This is a genomic window from Burkholderia sp. COPS (assembly GCF_019425585.1).
Classification (GTDB): domain Bacteria; phylum Pseudomonadota; class Gammaproteobacteria; order Burkholderiales; family Burkholderiaceae; genus Burkholderia; species Burkholderia cepacia.
Genome location: NZ_WIXR01000066.1, coordinates 28,514 through 46,315, shown reverse-complemented (window position 1 = coordinate 46,315; position 17,802 = coordinate 28,514). Strand labels below are relative to the sequence as shown.

General features: G+C 68.9%; 16 protein-coding genes. 3 read left to right on the top strand and 13 right to left on the bottom strand.

The window, feature by feature from the left end:
- The 11 genes from FOZ70_RS35570 to hutH all read right to left on the bottom strand — a co-directional run.
- On the bottom strand, positions 1-810 hold an 810-nt coding region (locus tag FOZ70_RS35570; protein ID WP_258025824.1), incomplete at its 3' end, for an aminotransferase class III-fold pyridoxal phosphate-dependent enzyme.
- Positions 811-838: 28 nt separating this feature from the next.
- Positions 839-2,176 (bottom strand): glutamine synthetase family protein, encoded by a 1,338-nt coding sequence (locus FOZ70_RS35565; RefSeq protein ID WP_219707766.1) that lies wholly within the window; start codon positions 2,174-2,176, stop codon positions 839-841.
- A 12-nt stretch (positions 2,177-2,188) separates the two neighbouring features.
- Positions 2,189-2,995, bottom strand: a complete 807-nt coding sequence (locus FOZ70_RS35560; protein ID WP_219707765.1) for a gamma-glutamyl-gamma-aminobutyrate hydrolase family protein — start codon at positions 2,993-2,995, stop codon at positions 2,189-2,191.
- Positions 2,996-3,163: 168 nt separating this feature from the next.
- Entirely contained in the window at positions 3,164-3,388 is a 225-nt protein-coding gene (locus tag FOZ70_RS38575; protein ID WP_080982012.1) for a hypothetical protein, read from the bottom strand.
- A gap of 369 nt (positions 3,389-3,757) precedes the next feature.
- Positions 3,758-4,555 (bottom strand): N-formylglutamate deformylase, encoded by a 798-nt coding sequence (gene hutG / locus FOZ70_RS35555; protein ID WP_048026187.1) that lies wholly within the window; start codon positions 4,553-4,555, stop codon positions 3,758-3,760.
- 60 nt (positions 4,556-4,615) lie between these two features.
- Positions 4,616-5,992 carry a formimidoylglutamate deiminase gene (locus FOZ70_RS35550; protein WP_219707764.1) on the bottom strand — a complete coding sequence of 459 codons (1,377 nt, stop codon included), beginning with the start codon at positions 5,990-5,992 and terminating at the stop codon, positions 4,616-4,618.
- 8 nt (positions 5,993-6,000) lie between these two features.
- The gene (hutI, locus tag FOZ70_RS35545; protein WP_219707763.1) at positions 6,001-7,224 is read right to left on the bottom strand and encodes an imidazolonepropionase; all 1,224 of its coding nucleotides are present in this window, start codon (positions 7,222-7,224) and stop codon (positions 6,001-6,003) included.
- Between the two features lie 4 nt (positions 7,225-7,228).
- Entirely contained in the window at positions 7,229-7,867 is a 639-nt protein-coding gene (locus tag FOZ70_RS35540; RefSeq protein ID WP_059675842.1) for a HutD family protein, read from the bottom strand.
- A gap of 2 nt (positions 7,868-7,869) precedes the next feature.
- Positions 7,870-9,558 carry a urocanate hydratase gene (gene hutU / locus FOZ70_RS35535; protein WP_027786936.1) on the bottom strand — a complete coding sequence of 563 codons (1,689 nt, stop codon included), beginning with the start codon at positions 9,556-9,558 and terminating at the stop codon, positions 7,870-7,872.
- A 38-nt stretch (positions 9,559-9,596) separates the two neighbouring features.
- Positions 9,597-10,292: a histidine utilization repressor gene (gene hutC / locus FOZ70_RS35530; protein ID WP_027786935.1), complete on the bottom strand. Its 696-nt coding sequence runs from the start codon at positions 10,290-10,292 to the stop codon at positions 9,597-9,599.
- A gap of 4 nt (positions 10,293-10,296) precedes the next feature.
- On the bottom strand, positions 10,297-11,820 hold the full coding sequence (gene hutH / locus FOZ70_RS35525; protein ID WP_059486414.1) for a histidine ammonia-lyase: 1,524 nt from the start codon (positions 11,818-11,820) through the stop codon (positions 10,297-10,299).
- A gap of 213 nt (positions 11,821-12,033) precedes the next feature.
- On the opposite strand from hutH, the gene FOZ70_RS35520 reads away from it, so the two are divergent.
- On the top strand, positions 12,034-12,978 hold the full coding sequence (locus tag FOZ70_RS35520; RefSeq protein WP_155771109.1) for a glutamate/aspartate ABC transporter substrate-binding protein: 945 nt from the start codon (positions 12,034-12,036) through the stop codon (positions 12,976-12,978).
- Between the two features lie 21 nt (positions 12,979-12,999).
- Here FOZ70_RS35520 and FOZ70_RS35515 read toward each other — a convergent pair whose 3' ends face one another.
- Positions 13,000-13,755: a 4'-phosphopantetheinyl transferase superfamily protein gene (locus FOZ70_RS35515; RefSeq protein ID WP_059587934.1), complete on the bottom strand. Its 756-nt coding sequence runs from the start codon at positions 13,753-13,755 to the stop codon at positions 13,000-13,002.
- 183 nt (positions 13,756-13,938) lie between these two features.
- Positions 13,939-14,979: an alpha/beta fold hydrolase gene (locus FOZ70_RS35510; protein ID WP_059816382.1), complete on the bottom strand. Its 1,041-nt coding sequence runs from the start codon at positions 14,977-14,979 to the stop codon at positions 13,939-13,941.
- A gap of 349 nt (positions 14,980-15,328) precedes the next feature.
- Here FOZ70_RS35510 and FOZ70_RS35505 point away from each other — a divergent pair, with 349 nt between their 5' ends.
- A complete protein-coding gene (locus FOZ70_RS35505; protein ID WP_219707762.1) occupies positions 15,329-16,270 on the top strand; it encodes a LysR substrate-binding domain-containing protein in 942 nt (313 codons plus the stop codon).
- Between the two features lie 196 nt (positions 16,271-16,466).
- Positions 16,467-17,699 carry an MFS transporter gene (locus FOZ70_RS35500; protein WP_258025823.1) on the top strand — a complete coding sequence of 411 codons (1,233 nt, stop codon included), beginning with the start codon at positions 16,467-16,469 and terminating at the stop codon, positions 17,697-17,699.
- The last annotated feature ends 103 nt before the right edge of the window (positions 17,700-17,802 follow it).

The window sequence follows — 17,802 nt, the reverse complement described above, 5'->3', positions numbered from 1 at the left end:
ATGCAGTCGAAGGCCGAGCACATCGTGCACATCGAGCAGCCGTCTGGCTTCGGTGAGGCCGCGACGGGCGACACGCCGGCGGCGTTCGGCCTGGCCCGCGCGCGGCCGCTCGGGGCGAAGGTCCTCGAACTCGGCGCGGAAAACGTCGGGGCGTTCATCGGCGAGCCGTTCCAGGGGGCGGGCCAGGCCGAACGCTTCCGGCGTTTCGCCGGTCGCGGCCTCACCGAAGAAATACGGCTGGTCGATGTGCACGATGTGCTCGACCTTCGACGGCATCTGCTCGTGCATGTAGCCCATCCCGCCGAGCGTGCCGCCCGCGATCGTCGAGCCGTGGTAACCGTTCTTGCGCGAGATCACGAACTTCTTCTGCGGCTGGCCCTGCACGCGCCAGTACTGGTGCACGAGGCGCAGCACGGTGTCGTTGCCTTCCGAGCCGCTGTTGCAATAGAAGAAATGGTTGAAACCCTTCGGCGTGACTTCCGCGAGCATCGCGGAGAGTTCGATCACCGGCGGGTGCGTGGTCTTGAAGAAGGTGTTGTAGAACGGCAGTTCCTGGATCTGGCGATACGCGGCGTCGGCGAGTTCCTTGCGGCCGTAGCCGACGTTCACGCACCACAGGCCCGCCATCCCGTCGATGACCTTGTTGCCGTCCGAGTCCCACAGGTAGACGCCGTCGGCCTTCACGATCACGCGGCTGCCCGCGCGGTTCAGTGCCCCCATGTCCGAGAACGGGTGGATGTGGTGCGCGGCGTCGAGCGCGCGGTATTCGGCGGTCGAATGCGGTGAGAAGGCTTCGTTTCGATCGGTCATGTTTCCTCCGGATAACGCTGCCGCACGCTCAGACGTGCAGCAGCAGATGGCGGCGTTCCCACGAGCTGATCACGCGGAAGAACGCTTCGTATTCGGTGTCCTTCAGCGCCAGGTAGGCCTTCACGAACTTGTCGCCGAGAATGCCGGCCAGCGGCGTGCACGCCGCCATCAGCGAGATCCCCTCCTCGAGATTGCGCGGCAGCTGGTACGGCAGGTTGTAGCCGTCCGACGCGATCGGCTCGGTCGGCGCGAGCTGCTGCGACAGGCCGAGATAGCCGGCGGCGAGCGTCGCCGCGAACGCGAGGTACGGGTTGCAGTCGACACCCGGAATCCGGTTCTCGATGCGGCGCGCCGATGCACCCGACTGCGGGATGCGGAAGCCGACCGTGCGGTTGTCGTAGCCCCACTGCACGTTGATCGGCGCGGCCATGAAGCGCGACAGGCGGCGATACGAGTTGATGTACGGCGCGAAGATCGGCATCAGCGCGGGCGTGTACTTCTGCAGCCCCGCGAGATAGCTGTGGAACATCGGCGACACGGCGCCGTCTTCGCCCGAGAACAGGTTGCGCCCCGTGCGCGCGTCGGCCAGGCTCTGGTGGATGTGCATCGCCGAGCCGGGCTCGTCCTGCATCGGCTTCGCCATGAAGGTCGCGTACATGTTGTGGCGCAACGCGGCCTCGCGCACCGTGCGCTTGAACAGGAACACCTGGTCGGCCAGCGACAGCGCATCGCCGTGCACGAAGTTGATCTCCATCTGCGCGGCGCCGACTTCATGGATCAGCGTCTCGATATCGAGCCCCTGCATCTCGCAGTATTCGTAGATGTCCTCGAACAGTGAATCGAACTCGTTGACGGCCTCGATCGAATACGACTGCCGGCCGGTTTCCGCGCGCCCGGTGCGGCCGACCGGCGGACGCAGCGGCAGGTCGGGGTCCTTGTTCATGTCGACCAGGTAGAACTCGAGCTCGGGCGCAACGACCGGCTGCCAGCCTTTCGCCTTGTACAGGTCGAGCACACGGCGCAGCACGTAGCGCGGCGAGATCTCGACCGGCGAGCCGTCGAAGTGCACGCAGTCGTGAATCACCTGCGCGGTCGGATCGACGGCCCACGGGATCAGGCAGATCGTCGACGGATCGGGCACGCACACCATGTCGGGATCGGTCACGCCGGTCAGCGTGCCGTCCTCCGGATAGTCGCCGGTGACGGTCTGCACCATCACGGCCTGCGGCAAGCGCATCGATTCGCCGGATTCGAACTTGTTGCGCGGAATGATCTTGCCGCGCGCAATGCCGGCCATGTCGGGAATGATCGCCTCGACCTCGGTGATGCGGTGCTGTCGCAGGAATTCGCTCAGTTCGGGTTGCATGATCGGCCTCTATCAGTCGACGTCGGATGCGGCCGGCGACGGCATAGCGCCGCCGGCCGCATGAATGCGATGGGTCATGCGCGCGCGGCACGCCGCGCCGAATGCCGCGAAGATGTCGCGCGACAGCGGCTGTTCCGCGTAGCGCCATTCGGGATGCCACTGCACGCCGAGCGCGAACGCACGCGCGCCGCGCACGCTGATAGCCTCGACCAGCCCGTCGGGCGCGCTGGCTTCGACGACGAGCCCCGCGCCGAGCTGCGCGATGCCCTGGTCGTGCAGCGAATTGACCGTCGCTTCAGGTGCGCCGCGCGCGATCCGCTGCAGCAGGCCGCCCGGCGCGAACTGCACGACGTGCGCGGGGCCGTACTGCCGTTCGAGCGGATCGGCCGGCCGCTCGCGGTGATCGTCGAAGCCGGTCGTCGCGTGCAGCCGCTGATGCAGCGTGCCGCCGTAGGCAACGTTCAGCTCCTGCATGCCGCGACAGATCGCGAGTACGGGCACGCCCGCGTCGATCGCCGCGCGGATCAGCGGCAGCGCGGTCGCATCGCGCGCGGGATCGTGCAGCGTGTCGGGCGCGCTCGCGGCACCGCCGTAATGATGCGGCTCGACGTTCGAATAACTGCCGGTCAACAGCAACCCGTCGACCGCCGCGACGATCGCATCGGCCGGCTGGCGCGCGCCGAGCGCGGGCAGCACGAAGGCAAGCGCACCCGCGCCGTCGACGAGCGCGGCCAGGTACTTCTCCCCCGCCGTGTGGTTCGGATGCGCACCGCGCAGGATGCGGTCGGCGGTCACGGCTACGATCGGTCGCGCATGCATGGGTGTCTCTCCGGCAATCGCGCGCGACACGTTCGCACGCGGGACGATGAAGGTTCGCGCCGGCACCGCACGCGCGCACCACGATGCGCCGCATGCCCAAACGCGATCGCGCCGCGCGGACGTTGCGGCACCAGGCGGTGCGGCCCGGAACGGACGTGGAAAGGGACGCTAGGGCAACAACGATGCGCTGCCGTCGCACTGCACCGCGCTGAATACGCGGGCAGCCACGAGGTTGAAGCGGCGCAGGCCGCGACGGGAAATGGCGAAGAAACGAGGTTCGCGCAAAGAGGCGGCACGCGTGCCGCGATCAGCATGCCGGATCGGCCCGGCCTGAGGCGGCGCGCCCGCCGACGGACTTCGCGTCCGGCGTATCGAAGGGCTGGCGGCTTTCACGATCGTACTCGACTGACGAATGCAGGACACGTGTCGCGATGAAGCGCATGCGGCAATGCCGCGCGGCGACACGTCGGCAAGGTGTCTCGCCGCGCATTCCGGTGCGGTGCGGCCACGATCGATGGCCCGCCGCCGGTGCGCGCGTGACGACTTCCTGACATTCAGCTTATATCACCCAAAAATTGCGTCAAATTTTCAGGTGCGGATGACGACATCGATCAGACGAAACCCGGACGAAAAAAAACGGCACCGATCTCGTGGATCGATGCCGTATTGTGCAGTGCATCGGTGCGTCACGCTGCGGGCCGGCGGGCCGGCGAGCCGTCACGCACCTGCTCCGCCGCGCTGCCGCATCCGTGCGGCCCGGGTTCAGCGATACGCGAGCGCGGTTTCGACGAGCGTCTGCAATAGCGGCACAATCCGCGCCGCACGCGTTTCGTCGTACGCGTAAGGGCGCGTCTCTTCCATGTAGGTGATCTGCGAGAGCTCGAGCTGCACGGCCTCGACGCCGGTTTCGGGCACGCCGTAGTGGCGCGTGATGTAGCCGCCCTTGAAGCGCCCGTTCGCGACGGCCGTATAGCCGCCATGTTCGAGCACGCGCGCGGCGAGCGCCTCCGCCAGGCCCGGCGCGGCACTTGCACCGCTCGACGTGCCGAAGTTGAAGTCCGGCAGGCGGCCGTCGAAGAAGCGCGGCACGTGCGAGCGGATCGAATGCGCTTCCCACACGAGCACGCGGCCGTGCTCGCGCTTCAGGCGTGCGACCTCGCGTTGCAGCGCGTCGTGATACGGCAGCCAGTAGCGATCGCGGCGGCGCATGATCTCGTCGTTGCCGGGCAGCGCATTCGCCGGATACAGCGGCGCCTTGTCGAACGTATCGACCGGCACGAGCCCCGTCGTGTCCTGCCCCGGGTACAGGTTCTCGTTGTCGGGCGGACGGTTCAGGTCGACGACGTAGCGCGCATGCGACGGGACGAGGATCGATGCGCCGAGGCCGGCCGCGAAGCCGTACAGCCGTTCGAGATGCCAGTCGCAATCGTCGACGAAACGCGCGTCGGCCGTCATCGTCGCGGCGATGTCGTCGGGGATGTGCGTGCCTGCGTGCGGAATCGAGATCAGCAGCGGCAGCGTGCCCTGCTTCAGCGTGAATACAGCCGGTTGTTCAGTCATGTCGCATCACCGTTGAAGGTCTGCCGGCGCACGCAGGCGGCGTGCGCCGGTTGCCGCGCGTCAGCGCAGCAGTTGCGCCAGCGCGGCGCGGTAGTCGGCATACGCGGCGGCTTCGTCGCGATGGCGGCGGCCGCTCACGACGCGCTCGCCGCCCGTGTAGACGTCGAGCACCGGCGTCTCGCCGTGCTCCGCGAACACGATACCCGACAACCACGACGTGCTGTCGTGTTCGGCGATCGCCGGATGATCGGGATCGAGCACGAGCCAGTCGGCGCGGCACCCTTCGCGCAGCGCGCCGACGCGCCGCCCGCTGGCCTGCGCGCCGCCCGCGAGCGACGCGTCGAACAGGCGATCGGCGACATGTGCCTGCGTGTCGCTCGCCAGCACGTTGCGCGCGCGGTGCACGAGCCGTTGCCCGTATTCGAGCAGGCGCAGCTCGGCACGCCAGTCGACCGACGCGTGGCTGTCCGAGCCGACGCCGATCACGCCGCCTTGCGCGAGATAGTCGACGGCCGGGAACACGCCGTCGCCGAGGTTCGCCTCGGTCGTCAGGCACAGGCCGGCGACCGCGCGACGCTGCGCGAGCGCGGCCGTTTCGGCCGCGTCGACGTGCGTCGCGTGCACGAGGCACCAGCGTGCGTCGACATCGAAGCGATCGAGCAGCCATTGCACGGGGCGCGCGCCGTAGGCACGCACGCAGTCGTCGACTTCGGCCGTCTGCTCGGCGATATGGATATGCACGGGCGCGTCGTCGGGCAGCCCGTCGAGCAGCACGCGCAACCCGTTCTCGGACACCGCGCGCAGCGAGTGCGGCGCGACGCCGTAGCGCAGCCCGCCGTGCTCCGGCACCGCGCGACGCATCGCGTCGAGCAGCTCGAGCAGGCCGTCGGGCGTATTGATGAAGCGGCGCTGATCGTCGCGCGGCGGCTTGTTGCCGAAGCCGGCGAACTGGTACGACACGGGCAGCATCGTGATGCCGATGCCGGCCGAGCGCGCGGCGTCGACCACGCGCGTGCCGAGTTCCGCGATCTGCGGATAACGCGAGCCGTCCTGCGCGTGATGCACGTAGTGGAATTCGCACACCGACGTATAACCGCACTTGAGCATCTCGACGTACAGCCAGCGCGCGATCGCGGCGAGTGCGTCGGGCGTGATCTTCAGCGCGAAGCGGTACATCAGGTCGCGCCAGCTCCAGAAGCTGTCGGCCGGATTCGCGCGGTATTCGGTGAGCCCCGCCATCGCGCGCTGGAACGCGTGCGAATGCAGGTTCGGCATGCCGGGCAGCACCGGCCCGGCCGCATGCGCGACGCCTGCCGGGGCGTCGGTGTCGGGCGTCACGCCGGTCAGCGTGCCGGCCGCGTCCCAGCGCAGCAGCACGTTACGGCGCCAGCCGTCGGGCAGGTACGCATGGTCGGCGAACAACAGGGTGTCGGTCATAAGGCTATCTATCCATTCATCCGGCGAAACACGGTCGTGCCGCCGCGTACGACCTGCTCGCACAGCGGCCGGCCGATCCAGTAGGCGAGCTCCGCCAGCGAGCCGACCGACCATGCGGCGAAATCGGCCTGGCGACCGACCTCGAGCGCGCCGTGGCGATCCGCGCGGCCGAGCGCCGCGGCCGCGTGGCGCGTCACGCCCTGCAGCACTTCGGGCACCGTCATGCGGAACAGCGTGCAGCCCATGTTCAACGTCAGCAGCAGCGATTCGAGCGGCGACGTGCCGGGATTGTGATCGGTCGCGAGCGCGATCGGCACGCCGTGCTTGCGCAGCAGCTCGATCGGCGGCAGTTGCGTCTCGCGGATGAAGTAATACGCGCCGGGCAGCAGCACGGCGACCGTGCCGGCCGCCTTCATCGCCTCGATGCCGGCTTCGTCGAGAAATTCGAGGTGGTCGGCCGACAGCGCGCGGTAACGTGCGGCGAGCGCCGTGCCGCCCGCGTTCGACAGTTGCTCCGCATGCAGCTTCACCGGCAGCCCGCGCCGTGCCGCGGCTTCGAACACGCGCTCGGTCTGGGCAAGCGAGAAACCGATGCGTTCGCAGAACACGTCGACCGCGTCGACGAGCCCCTCGTCGGCCAGCGTCGGCAGCATCCGGTCGCACACTTCGTCGATGTAGTCGTCCGCGCGGCCCGCGTATTCCGGCGGCAGCGCATGCGCGCCGAGGAACGTCGTGTAGACCGTGACCGGGAAACGCTCGCCGAGCTGGCGCGCGACGCGCAGCATCTTGCGTTCGCTCGCGAGGTCGAGCCCGTAGCCCGACTTGATCTCGATCGCGGTCACGCCTTCGGCCAGCAGCGGCTGCAGCCGCGCGGCGGCCTGCACGAACAGCGTCGTCTCGTCGGCCGCGCGCGTCGCGCGCACCGTCGACACGATCCCGCCGCCCTGCCGCGCAATCTCCTCGTAGCTGACGCCCGCGAGGCGCTGCGCGAATTCGTCGGCACGCGTGCCGCCGTACACGAGGTGCGTATGGCAGTCGACGAGGCCCGGCGTCACCCACGCGCCGTGCAGGTCCTCGCGCCTCCAATGCGCATAACCGTGCGGCAGCGCGGACATCGCGCCGAGCCAGACGATCGTGCCGGTTTCGTCGACGGCGATCGCCGCGTCGTCGATCGTCTCGTCGGGATGGCCGTGCGGACACAGCCTCAGGTGATGCCAGACAGTCGGTTTCATGCGTTCAGTCTCGTTCGCCGATGGCGAGCGACACGGCGAGCAACGCGCCGCTACCGCTCACGACGACGTCAAACGCACGCCGCGGCCCGTCGAGCCGCAACGTGTCCATTTCTTCCAGTGTGTAGCGCGTGCCGTCGATTTCAACGGCGACCTCGCCGGCCGCGCAAAACAGCAGCACGGTATCGGCATGCCCGATGCGGTGCGCGCCTGCGCGCCACACGTCGAGCGTGCCGCGCGCGGCCGAACGGCGCGTCATCAGGTTGAAGTCGCGCGTCGCGCCGTCGTGCAGCGTCGCGTCGATCGCCGCCTCGCCCGCGAAATCCGCGCGGGCCAGCGGTGCGTCGAGCACGTGGCGTGCGCCGCCTTCCTCGGCGAGCGTCATGCCTGCGCCGGACAGCAGCACGAGCGTGCGGTCGACGCCGTCGAAACGCGAGAACGGGCCGTCCGTGCCGACGTCCGCGACGCTCACGCGCCACGCGAACGCGTCGAGCGCGGCGCCCGGCGGCGCCCCGAAGGAAGTCCCCTTGGGGGAAAACGCCGCGATTTCGCGCGTCACGCCGCCGCCGTTCTTCCATGGCGACGCGACAAGATCCGCTGCGCGCATCATCGTCGCGTTCACCGGCGCCTGATCGAGCGCCGTCATGCTCAGCGGCCGAGCATCGGCAGCTTCAGGCCGGCTTCGCGGGCCGTCTGCTGCGCGAGTTCGTAGCCGGCATCCGCATGGCGCATCACGCCCGTCGCCGGGTCGTTCAGCAGCACGCGGCCGAGACGCTCGTGCGCTTCGGCGGTACCGTCGGCGACGATCACGACGCCCGAGTGCTGCGAGAAGCCCATGCCGACGCCGCCGCCATGGTGCAGCGACACCCACGATGCGCCGCCCGCGGTGTTCAGCAGCGCGTTCAGCAGCGGCCAGTCGCTCACGGCGTCCGAACCGTCCTTCATCGATTCCGTCTCGCGGTTCGGGCTCGCGACCGAACCGGTGTCGAGGTGGTCGCGGCCGATCACGATCGGGGCCTTCAGTTCGCCGTTCTTCACCATCTCGTTGAATGCCTGGCCGAGGCGATAGCGATCCTTCACGCCGACCCAGCAGATCCGCGCCGGCAGGCCCTGGAACGCGATGCGCTCACGTGCCATGTCGAGCCAGTTGTGCAGGTGCGGATCGTCGGGGATCAGCTCCTTCACCTTCTGGTCGGTCTTGTAGATATCTTCCGGATCGCCCGACAGCGCGACCCAGCGGAACGGGCCCTTGCCTTCGCAGAACAGCGGACGGATATAGGCCGGCACGAAGCCCGGGAAGTCGAACGCGTTCTCGACACCCATTTCGAGCGCCATCTGGCGGATGTTGTTGCCGTAGTCGAGCGTCGCCGCGCCGCGCTCCTGCAGCGCCAGCATCGCGCGCACCTGGACGGCCATCGACTGCTTCGCGACCTTCACGATGCTCTGCGGATCGACCTTCTGCGCTTCGCGCCATTGCGCGACGGTCCAGCCTTGCGGCAGGTAGCCGTTGATCGGGTCGTGCGCGCTCGTCTGGTCGGTCACGCAATCCGGCGTGATGCCGCGCGTGACGAGCTCCGCGAACACGTCGGCCGCGTTGCCGAGCAGGCCGACCGACACCGGCTTGCCGGTGCGCTTCGCTTCCTCGATCATGCCGAGCGCCTCGTCGAGCGTCGTCGCCTTCTTGTCGACGTAGCGCGTCTTCAGGCGGAAGTCGATGCGCGTCTCGTCGCATTCGACCGCGATCATCGAGAAGCCGGCCATCGTCGCGGCCAGCGGCTGCGCGCCGCCCATGCCGCCGAGGCCGCCCGTCAGGATCCAGCGGCCCGACGGATCGCCGTTGAAGTGCTGGTTCGCGACCGAGAAGAACGTTTCATAGGTGCCCTGCACGATGCCCTGGCTGCCGATGTAGATCCAGCTGCCGGCCGTCATCTGGCCGTACATCATCAGGCCCTTGCGGTCGAGCTCGTGGAAGTGGTCCCAGTTCGCCCAGTGCGGCACGAGGTTCGAGTTCGCCAGCAGCACGCGCGGCGCATCCTTGTGCGTGCGGAACACACCGACCGGCTTGCCCGACTGGATCAGCAGCGTTTCGTTTTCCTCGAGATCCTTCAGCGACGCGAGGATCTGGTCGTAGCATTCCCAGTTGCGCGCCGCGCGGCCGATGCCGCCGTACACGACGAGCGCATGCGGATGCTCGGCGACTTCCGGGTCGAGGTTGTTCTGGATCATCCGGTAGGCCGCTTCGGCCAGCCAGGTCTTGCAGACCTTCTCGCTGCCGCGCGGCGCGCGGATCGTGCGCGTCGGATCGAGACGGGGATCGATGTGTTTCGGATGGTTCATGACGACTGCTCCCGAGGGAAATGAATATCAAATAGGAATCAGAAATGCCCGGTGAAGCGATAACGGCTGCCGGGATGCCACAGATTCGCCACCGAGGCGACGACGCCCTGCGACCAGGTGCGCCGATGTAAAACCAGACACGGCTCGACGTCGTCCATCCGCAGTTGCTCGCGCCGCTCCGGCGCCGGGGCCGCCGCTTCGATCCGGTACTCGACGCGCTGCAGCGGAGCCGCGCGCATCAGGTACAGGTTCGGCGTCGTGTTCGTGAAATCCTGCTCGGCGTAATCCGGCGCGACCGCCGGATTCACCCACCGCTCTTCGAGCTGCACCGGCTCGTCGTTCTCGAAGTGCAGCACCTGCGAATGAAACAGCTTCGTGCGCACGGCCACCTGCATCTCGTCGGCGAGCACCTCGTCGGCGCGGATCGTGTCGAGGCCGAGCACGCTCGCGCGATACGCATGCCCGCGCGCGCCGACCTCCTCCGAGATGCTGCGGATCGCCACCAGCGTCGACTCGTACTTCGGCCGCGCGACGTAGGTGCCCGCACCCTTCATGCGCGTGAGCACCTGCTCGGCCGTCAACTCGCGCAGCGCGCGGTTGACGGTCATGCGCGCCACCTTGAACTCGCGCGCCAGCTCGTTCTCGGACGGCACCTGGTCGCCCTCCTCCCACTCGCCTGCGTGGATGCGGGCCAGGATGAAATCCTTGATCTCCTGGTAGACCGGCGCGCTCATGGGCTTACTGTTCCGACGCGAACGAGAACGGCGCGACCTTCGCGAACGCACGCTCGCCGACCAGCTTCGCGATCACCGCGATGTCCGGTGCGAAGTAGTGGTCGAGCTCGTAGTGCGCGACCTTGCTGCGGATCGTTTCCATCACCGGCGCGAGCTTCGGGCTCGTGTGGTGCGGCGCGCGCAGGTCGACGCCTTGCGCGGCGGCCAGCAGTTCGATCGCGAGGATGTGCTTCGTGTTGTCCGCGATGTCGGCGAGCTTGCGTGCGGCGAACGTCGCCATCGACACGTGGTCTTCCTGGTTCGCCGAGGTCGGCAGCGAGTCGACCGACGCCGGGTGCGCGAGCGTCTTGTTTTCCGATGCGAGTGCGGCAGCCGTCACGTGGGCGATCATGAAGCCCGAGTTCACGCCGCCGTCCCGCACGAGGAACGGGGGCAGGCCCGACAGCGTCGCGTCGATCAGCAGCGCGATGCGGCGTTCGGCCAGTGCGCCGATTTCCGATGCTGCCAGTGCGAGGTTGTCGGCCGCGAACGCGACGGGCTCGGCGTGGAAGTTGCCGCCCGACAGCACTTCGCCGGTATCCGGGAAGATCAGCGGGTTGTCCGACACGGCGTTCGCTTCGATCAGCAGCACGTCGGCCGCGTGACGCATCTGGTCCAGGCACGCGCCCATCACCTGCGGCTGGCAGCGCAGGCTGTACGGGTCCTGCACCTTGTCGCAATCGCGGTGCGACTGGTTGATCGGCGAGCCTTCGAGCAGGTCGCGATACGACGCTGCCGCGTCGATCTGGCCTTGATGGCCGCGCAGTTCATGAATGCGTGCGTCGAACGGCTTCACCGAGCCGGCAGCCGCGTCGACCGACAGCGCGCCCGCGACGAGCGCGGTGCGGTACAGGTCTTCGATCGCGAACATGTTGTCGAGCGCGAGCGCGGTGGATGCCTGCGTGCCGTTCAGCAGCGCGAGGCCTTCCTTCGCCTGCAGCGTCAGCGGCGCGAGGCCCGCGACGCGCAGGCCGTCGAGCGCGCTCGCGCGCTCGCCGCGGATGAACACTTCGCCGACGCCCAGCAGCACGGCCGACATGTGCGCGAGCGGCGCGAGGTCGCCCGATGCGCCGACCGAGCCCTTCACCGGGATCAGCGGCAGCACGTCCGCGTTGAACAGCTTGATCAGCGCGTCCATCACTTCGCGGCGGATGCCCGAGTGGCCGCGGCCGAGGCTCGACAGCTTCAGTGCCATCAGCAGGCGCACCGACGAACGTGCCATCGGCTCGCCGACGCCGACCGCGTGCGACAGCACGAGGTTCTTCTGCAGCAGTTCGAGCTGGTCGTGCGGGATGTGCGTGCTCGCCAGGCGGCCGAAGCCCGTGTTGATGCCGTAGGCCGGCTCGCCCTTCGCGGCGATGTCGGCGACGGCCTTCGCGCCGGCGTCGATCTTCGCGAAGCTGGCCGGATCGAGCGCGAGCTGCACGGATTCGCGTGCGATCTGGCGCAGTTGCGGGAGGGTCAGGTGGCCGGGGGTCAACGTAATCATGTGAGCAATCCTGTCTAGACAAGTTCGGAGTGGTTTGAAGTGTAGCCACCTGAACTTGTCTAGACAACCCGTTTTTCACCGATTTCGACTTGGGAGTTTCCCTGATGCCCGGTGCGGCCCGCCGGAGCGATCGGCGGGATCCGGCTCTTAACATATGTTGCGGTTATTTTATTTTTGGCAACATACGAATCGCCACTTGCCACGGAGCCCGTCATGCCCTTCCCGCCCCGTTTCATCGCCCGGTTCATTGCCCGGTTCATTGCCCGTTTCGGCCGCCCCCTGCTCTTCGCCGCGTGCGCATTCGCATGCGGCGCCTCGTTCGCCGCGGAGCCGCTCTCCGGCACGCTCGAGAAGATCCGGCAAAGCAACCTGATCTCGATCGGCCACCGCGAAACGTCGGTGCCGTTCTCCTACGTCGACGCGAGCGGCAAGGTCATCGGCTTCTCGCAGGACTTGTGCGACCGCGTGATCGCCGCCGTGAAGGCGCGCATCGGCAAGCCCGACCTGCAGGTGCGCTTCATCCCCGTCACGTCGCAGAACCGCATCCCGCTCGTGCAGAACGGCACCGTCGATCTCGAATGCGGCGTCACCACGAACCTCGCCGCGCGTCACGCGCAGGTCGCGTTCTCGACAACCTTCTTCGTCGCGACGACGCGCCTGCTCACGCGCACGAGCTCGGGCATCCGCGACTTCCCCGACCTCGCCGGCAAGACGGTCGTGACGAACCAGGGCACGACGTCCGAGCGCCTGCTGCGCAGGATGAATGAGGAAAGGAAGATGAACATGCAGATCATCAGCGCGAAGGACTACGGCGAAGGACGCCTCACGCTCGAATCGGGCCGCGCGGCCGCGTACATGATGGACGACGTGCTGCTCGCGGGCGTGCGCCAGCTCGCCGCGAAGCCGGCCGACTGGCAGATCGTCGGCACGCCGCAGTCGTCGGAGGCCTACGGGTTCATGCTGCGCAAGGACGATCCGCAGTTCAAGGCGCTCGTCGACGGCGTGCTCGTGCAGTCGATGAAGCGCGGCGAGATCGATGCGCTGTACGACAGGTGGTTCATGAAGCCGGTGCCGCCGAAGGGGCTCGCGTTCGACTTCCCGATGAGCGACGTGATCAAGGCGCGCTACGCGGCACCGAACGACGCGCCGCTCGAATGAGCGCAGCGCGTGGACGCCGGCTCACGCACGCGTCCACGCGATGCACGCCGCGTAGCCGGGCGCCGCGTCGAGCCACGCCGCGTCGAACGCCGCGACGCCGGCGGCGGGCGCGGCCGGCTCGACGATCGTCGTCGCAGGGGTCGCGACATCGCGCGGCGGCACGACCGCGAACGCTCGCAACCCGCCGACGATGCCGGTGCCGAGCGCCTTGAGCAGCGCTTCCTTCGCCGCCCACACGCGCATGAACGCCGCCGCGCGCGCGGCGGGCGACACGCTGTCGAGCCACGCAGCCTCGGCAGGCGCGCAGACTTCGCGTGTCAGCGCGCGCCAGTCGGCCGCGCGGTCGCAGCACTCGATATCGACACCGACACGACCCGCGGGCGCCCACGCGAGCAAGGCATGATCGCCCGCATGCGACACGTTGAAATCGAGTGACGTCCGATGCGCGGGGGCCGGCGACGGCCGCCCCGATGCGTCGACGACGATCGCGACCGCATGCGGCGCGACACCGAGGGCCGCGCCGAGCACGTCGCGCAGCGCGGCACGCGTCGCGGCGCTGCGCACCGCATCCTCGTGACGCATGAAGCGCGCGGCGCGCGCGCGCTCGTCATCGCTCAGCGCCGCATAGGCCGGCGACGCGAGCGGCACGCTCCAGTCGAAATCGATACGCGCGACCCGCACACCCGCGCGTGCAGCGGCGGGCGGCACATCGAGCGCGTGCACGCGCCATGCGCGGGCGGTGTCGGCCGGAGAGGCGGAATCGGACGGAATGGACATCGGTGCGCAGCAGCCTGTGCCGTGAAAGGAAACGCCCGATGTTAATCGATCGCGCCGGCGTATGAACCGGCCCGGGTGCGACTCGTCGCGGCCGCATCGAATCGGAGCGGCTTCATGAGCCGCATGCGAAGGCCGAGCACGGCAGCACGCCATGCCCGCGACGCACCGGGCAGCCGCCGCGCCTCACCCGTTCGCGGCGACGCCCGGCACGCCGCTGCCCGCCCCTCGCCCGCGCGACGCCGGGTGAAGCGCATGCACGTGGCCCGGCGCATCGGCCGGCAGCACGCCGTGCTGCAGCCAGTACAACGCGAGCGGCCACAGCGTGTCGGTGAAGCGGCTGTGGAAAAACGCGAAATGGCCGATCGCATCGACGCCGATGTCGGCCGGCGCGATCCGCAGGTGCGTGACGTCGCTGCCCGTGTAGTAGCCGACCAGCCGCTCGATCGCCTCGACCGTGCCGAACCCGTCGTCGTCGAGGCCGATCGCGAGCATCGGCGCCGACAGTCCCGCGAAGCGGGTGGGCAACGCGGCGCGGCTTGCGACGGGTTCGGCGAGCAGGCCGCGCGTATAACCATCCTCGAAGCGCGCCTGCGAGCGCACCCACGACAACGCGACGCCGCGCGGCGTGTCCTCCATCCAGCCGAGCCGCTTCGCGGGCACGTAGCCGAACACGGCCGCGAGCAGCGGCATCGCAACGTGCCACTTCCACCACATGCGCCGCCGTTCGGCCGGCAGGTAATCGCGCCAGTACGCGTACTGCGCACCGACCGTCACTGCGTGCCGCACGTGAGCGTTCGATGCCGCGAGCCCGAGCGCGAAGCCGCCGATGCTGTGCGCGACCACGTCGATCGGCTGGCCCGGAAACGCGTCGCGCGCGTACTGCAGCGCGGCGTCGCAATCGAGCCGCCCCCAGTCGAGCCAGTTCGCGCGCAGCTTCGCGAGCTGCGCCGGGCGCGACCCGCCGATGCCGCGATAGTCGTAGACGAGCACGTCGCGCCCCTGTGAAAACAACCAGGCCGCGAAACGAAAGTAGTAGTCGCAACGCACCGATGTCGCGCAATTGATGACCGTCACGGGCCGCGCGGCGCTGCCGCCGCGATGGCGCCACACATGGCCGCGCAATTCATAGCCGTCGGCCGCGCGCAGCGTCACGGGCTCGGGCGGCAATGCGCCTGCCGCACGGCTGCCCTGCGTCGTCCCGCTGCTTTCGTTCGAAATCGTCATCGAGTCTCCTGTCGGTCCGAGTTAGCGCTTTAGCGCTTACTCGGACCCCATGCTTCGCGGTCGGTCCGAGTTAGCGCTTTAGCGCTTACTCGGACCCCATGCTTCGCGGTCGGTCCGGGTTGGCGCTTTAGCGCTTACTCGGAACCCATGCTTCGCGGTCGGTCCGGGTTGGCGCTTCAGCGCTTACTCGGAACCCATGCTTCGCGGTCGATCCCGGTTAGCACTTCAGCGCTTACCCGAACCCCATGCTTCGCGGTCAGCCCCGCACTCCCCGCGCCAGCCTCCATTGAACTTGACGCGCCCCGCGTTCTCAACCAATCTTGCTGCTCCGTTCGCATGAGTCACGCGCATGTCAACGCCACTCGTCCGCCTCCCGTCGCTCGACCTCGTCCGCGGTTTCGTCGCCGTCGGCCGCCGCATGAGCATCACGCTCGCCGCGCAGGATCTGTGCGTCACGCAATCGGCGGTCAGCCGCCAGGTGCACGCGCTCGAAGCGCATCTCGGCGTCGCGCTGCTGCAGCGCGGCTACCGGAAAATCGCGTTCACGCCGGAAGGCGAGCGGCTGTTTCGCGTCGCCGATGCGGCCCTGCACAGCCTGCAGGACACCGCCGCGTCGCTCGCCGCCGCACGCGAGCGCCAGCCCGTCACGATCACCGCGAGCATCGGCGTCACCGCGCTGTGGTTGCTGCCGCGGCTCGGGCGGCTGCAGGCGCGCCTGCCGGAGATCGACCTGCGCGTCGCCGCGAACGACAAGGTACTCGATTTGCGCGCCGAAGGCATCGACCTCGGCGTCCGCTATTGCCCGCGCGAGCGCGCGCCGGCCGGCGCGCTGCACCTGTTCGACGAGATCGTCGTGCCGGTCGCCCATCCCGCGCTCGCCGCACGGCCGGTCACGAACGCGGCCGAGATCGCCGACCACGTCCTGCTCGAATTCGACGGGCCGCCGCAGCCGCAACTGCAATGGCGCACGCACCTGCTCGCGGCCGGGCTCGGCGACGCGCGCCCGAAAGGCGTGCTGCGCTTCAACCAGTACGACCAGGTGATCCAGGCCGCGATCGCAGGCCAGGGCGTCGCGCTCGGGCGGCTCGCGCTCGTCGCGCCGATGCTCGCGGACGGGCGGCTCGCGGTGCTCGGGCCGCACACGCAGGCGCTGTCGGAGGCTTACGGCTACTGGCTGTTCCAGCACGATCCGGCACCGCGCCGCGAAGTCGCCGAGGTCCGAGACTGGATGCTCGCCGAAGCAGCCGAATGCGATATCGCAATGCGTGCGCACGATACGGCGTCGGCATAGGCCGAAGCCGGAGCCGGAGCCGGTTCGGCGAATGCCGCCGGCCCAGGCCGGGCACGCCCGCCCGATCCCCCGCGCCCTTCGTCGCATTCCCCACACGCATGCCAACCTGACCGAATGATCGCTTGAGGGTCGACGGGCCCGATCGTTTAATCGGATCGAGCGCGGCCGTTTTGCCGCGCCCCTTCCGGAGACACGCATGACCCCGATCGAGCACGAAGTCCGCCGCCGCTGGCTGCCCGTACTGGCCGGCGGCCTGATCATGGGCGCCGCGCTCGGCATCCGCCACGTGCAGGGCCTGTTCCTCGCGCCGGTGTCGCTCGACCACGGCTGGTCGCGCGAAGCGTTCGGGCTCGCACTGGCGTTGCAGAACCTGATCTGGGGCGTCGCGCAGCCGTTCACGGGCATGATCGCCGATCGTTTCGGGTCGCTGCGCGTGATCGTCGCCGGGATGCTGCTCTATGCGGCTGGGCTCGTCACGATGGCGCATGCGGCGACGACCGGCATGTTCACGGTCGGTGCCGGGCTCGTGATCGGCATCGCGCTGTCGGGCTCGGCGTTCGCATCGATCTATGGCGCGCTGAGCCGCCTGTTTCCCCCCGACCGGCGCGGCTGGGCGCTCGGCGTCGCAGGCGCGATCGGCGGGCTCGGCCAGTTCTGCATGGTGCCCGTCGCGCAGGAACTGATCGGCGGCATCGGCTGGCGGCATGCGTTCGTCGCACTGGCGCTCGTCGCGGTGGTGCTCGCGCCGCTCGCCGTGCTGCTGCGCGACCGGCCCGCGCAGGTTGCCGGCGCCGCCGCCGGCCCCGACCAGTCGATCGGCGAAGCCGTGCGCGAGGCGTTCGCGCATCGCGGCTTCTGGCTGCTGAACGCGGGTTTCTTCGCGTGCGGCTTCCAGCTCGCCTTCATCGCGACGCATCTTCCCGCGTACCTGCTGGATCACGGGCTACCGGCGCGCCACGCGAGCGTCGCGCTCGCGCTGATCGCGCTGACCAACGTGGCCGGCACCTATGCGTGCGGCCATCTCGGCGGGCTGCTGCGGCGCAAGTACGTGCTGTCGGTGCTGTACCTCGTGCGTGCGCTCACGATGGCCGTGTTCGTCGCCGCGCCGCTGTCGCCCGCGAGCGTCTACGTGTTCGCGGCCGTCATGGGGTTCACGTGGCTCGGCACCGTGCCGCTGACGAACGGCGTGATCTCGCAGGTGTTCGGCGTGCGCTACATCGCGACGCTGTTCGGCTTCGTGTTCTTCGGGCACCAGCTCGGCAGCTTCTTCGGTGTCTGGCTCGGTGCGCTCGTGTACGACGCGACGCATTCGTACATGCCGCTGTGGATCGGCTCGATCGCGCTCGGCGTACTCGCGGCGCTGCTGCACCTGCCGATCAACGACGCGCGCGTCGCGCGTCCGGCAGCGGGCAACGCGGCGTGGGCATGATCCGCGCGGCACTGGTCGCCGGCACGCTCGCGTTCGTCGCGTGGTGCGGCGCGGCCTACTTCGATTCGGGCGTCGCGTACGCGCTGCTCGAACACGTCGCGTT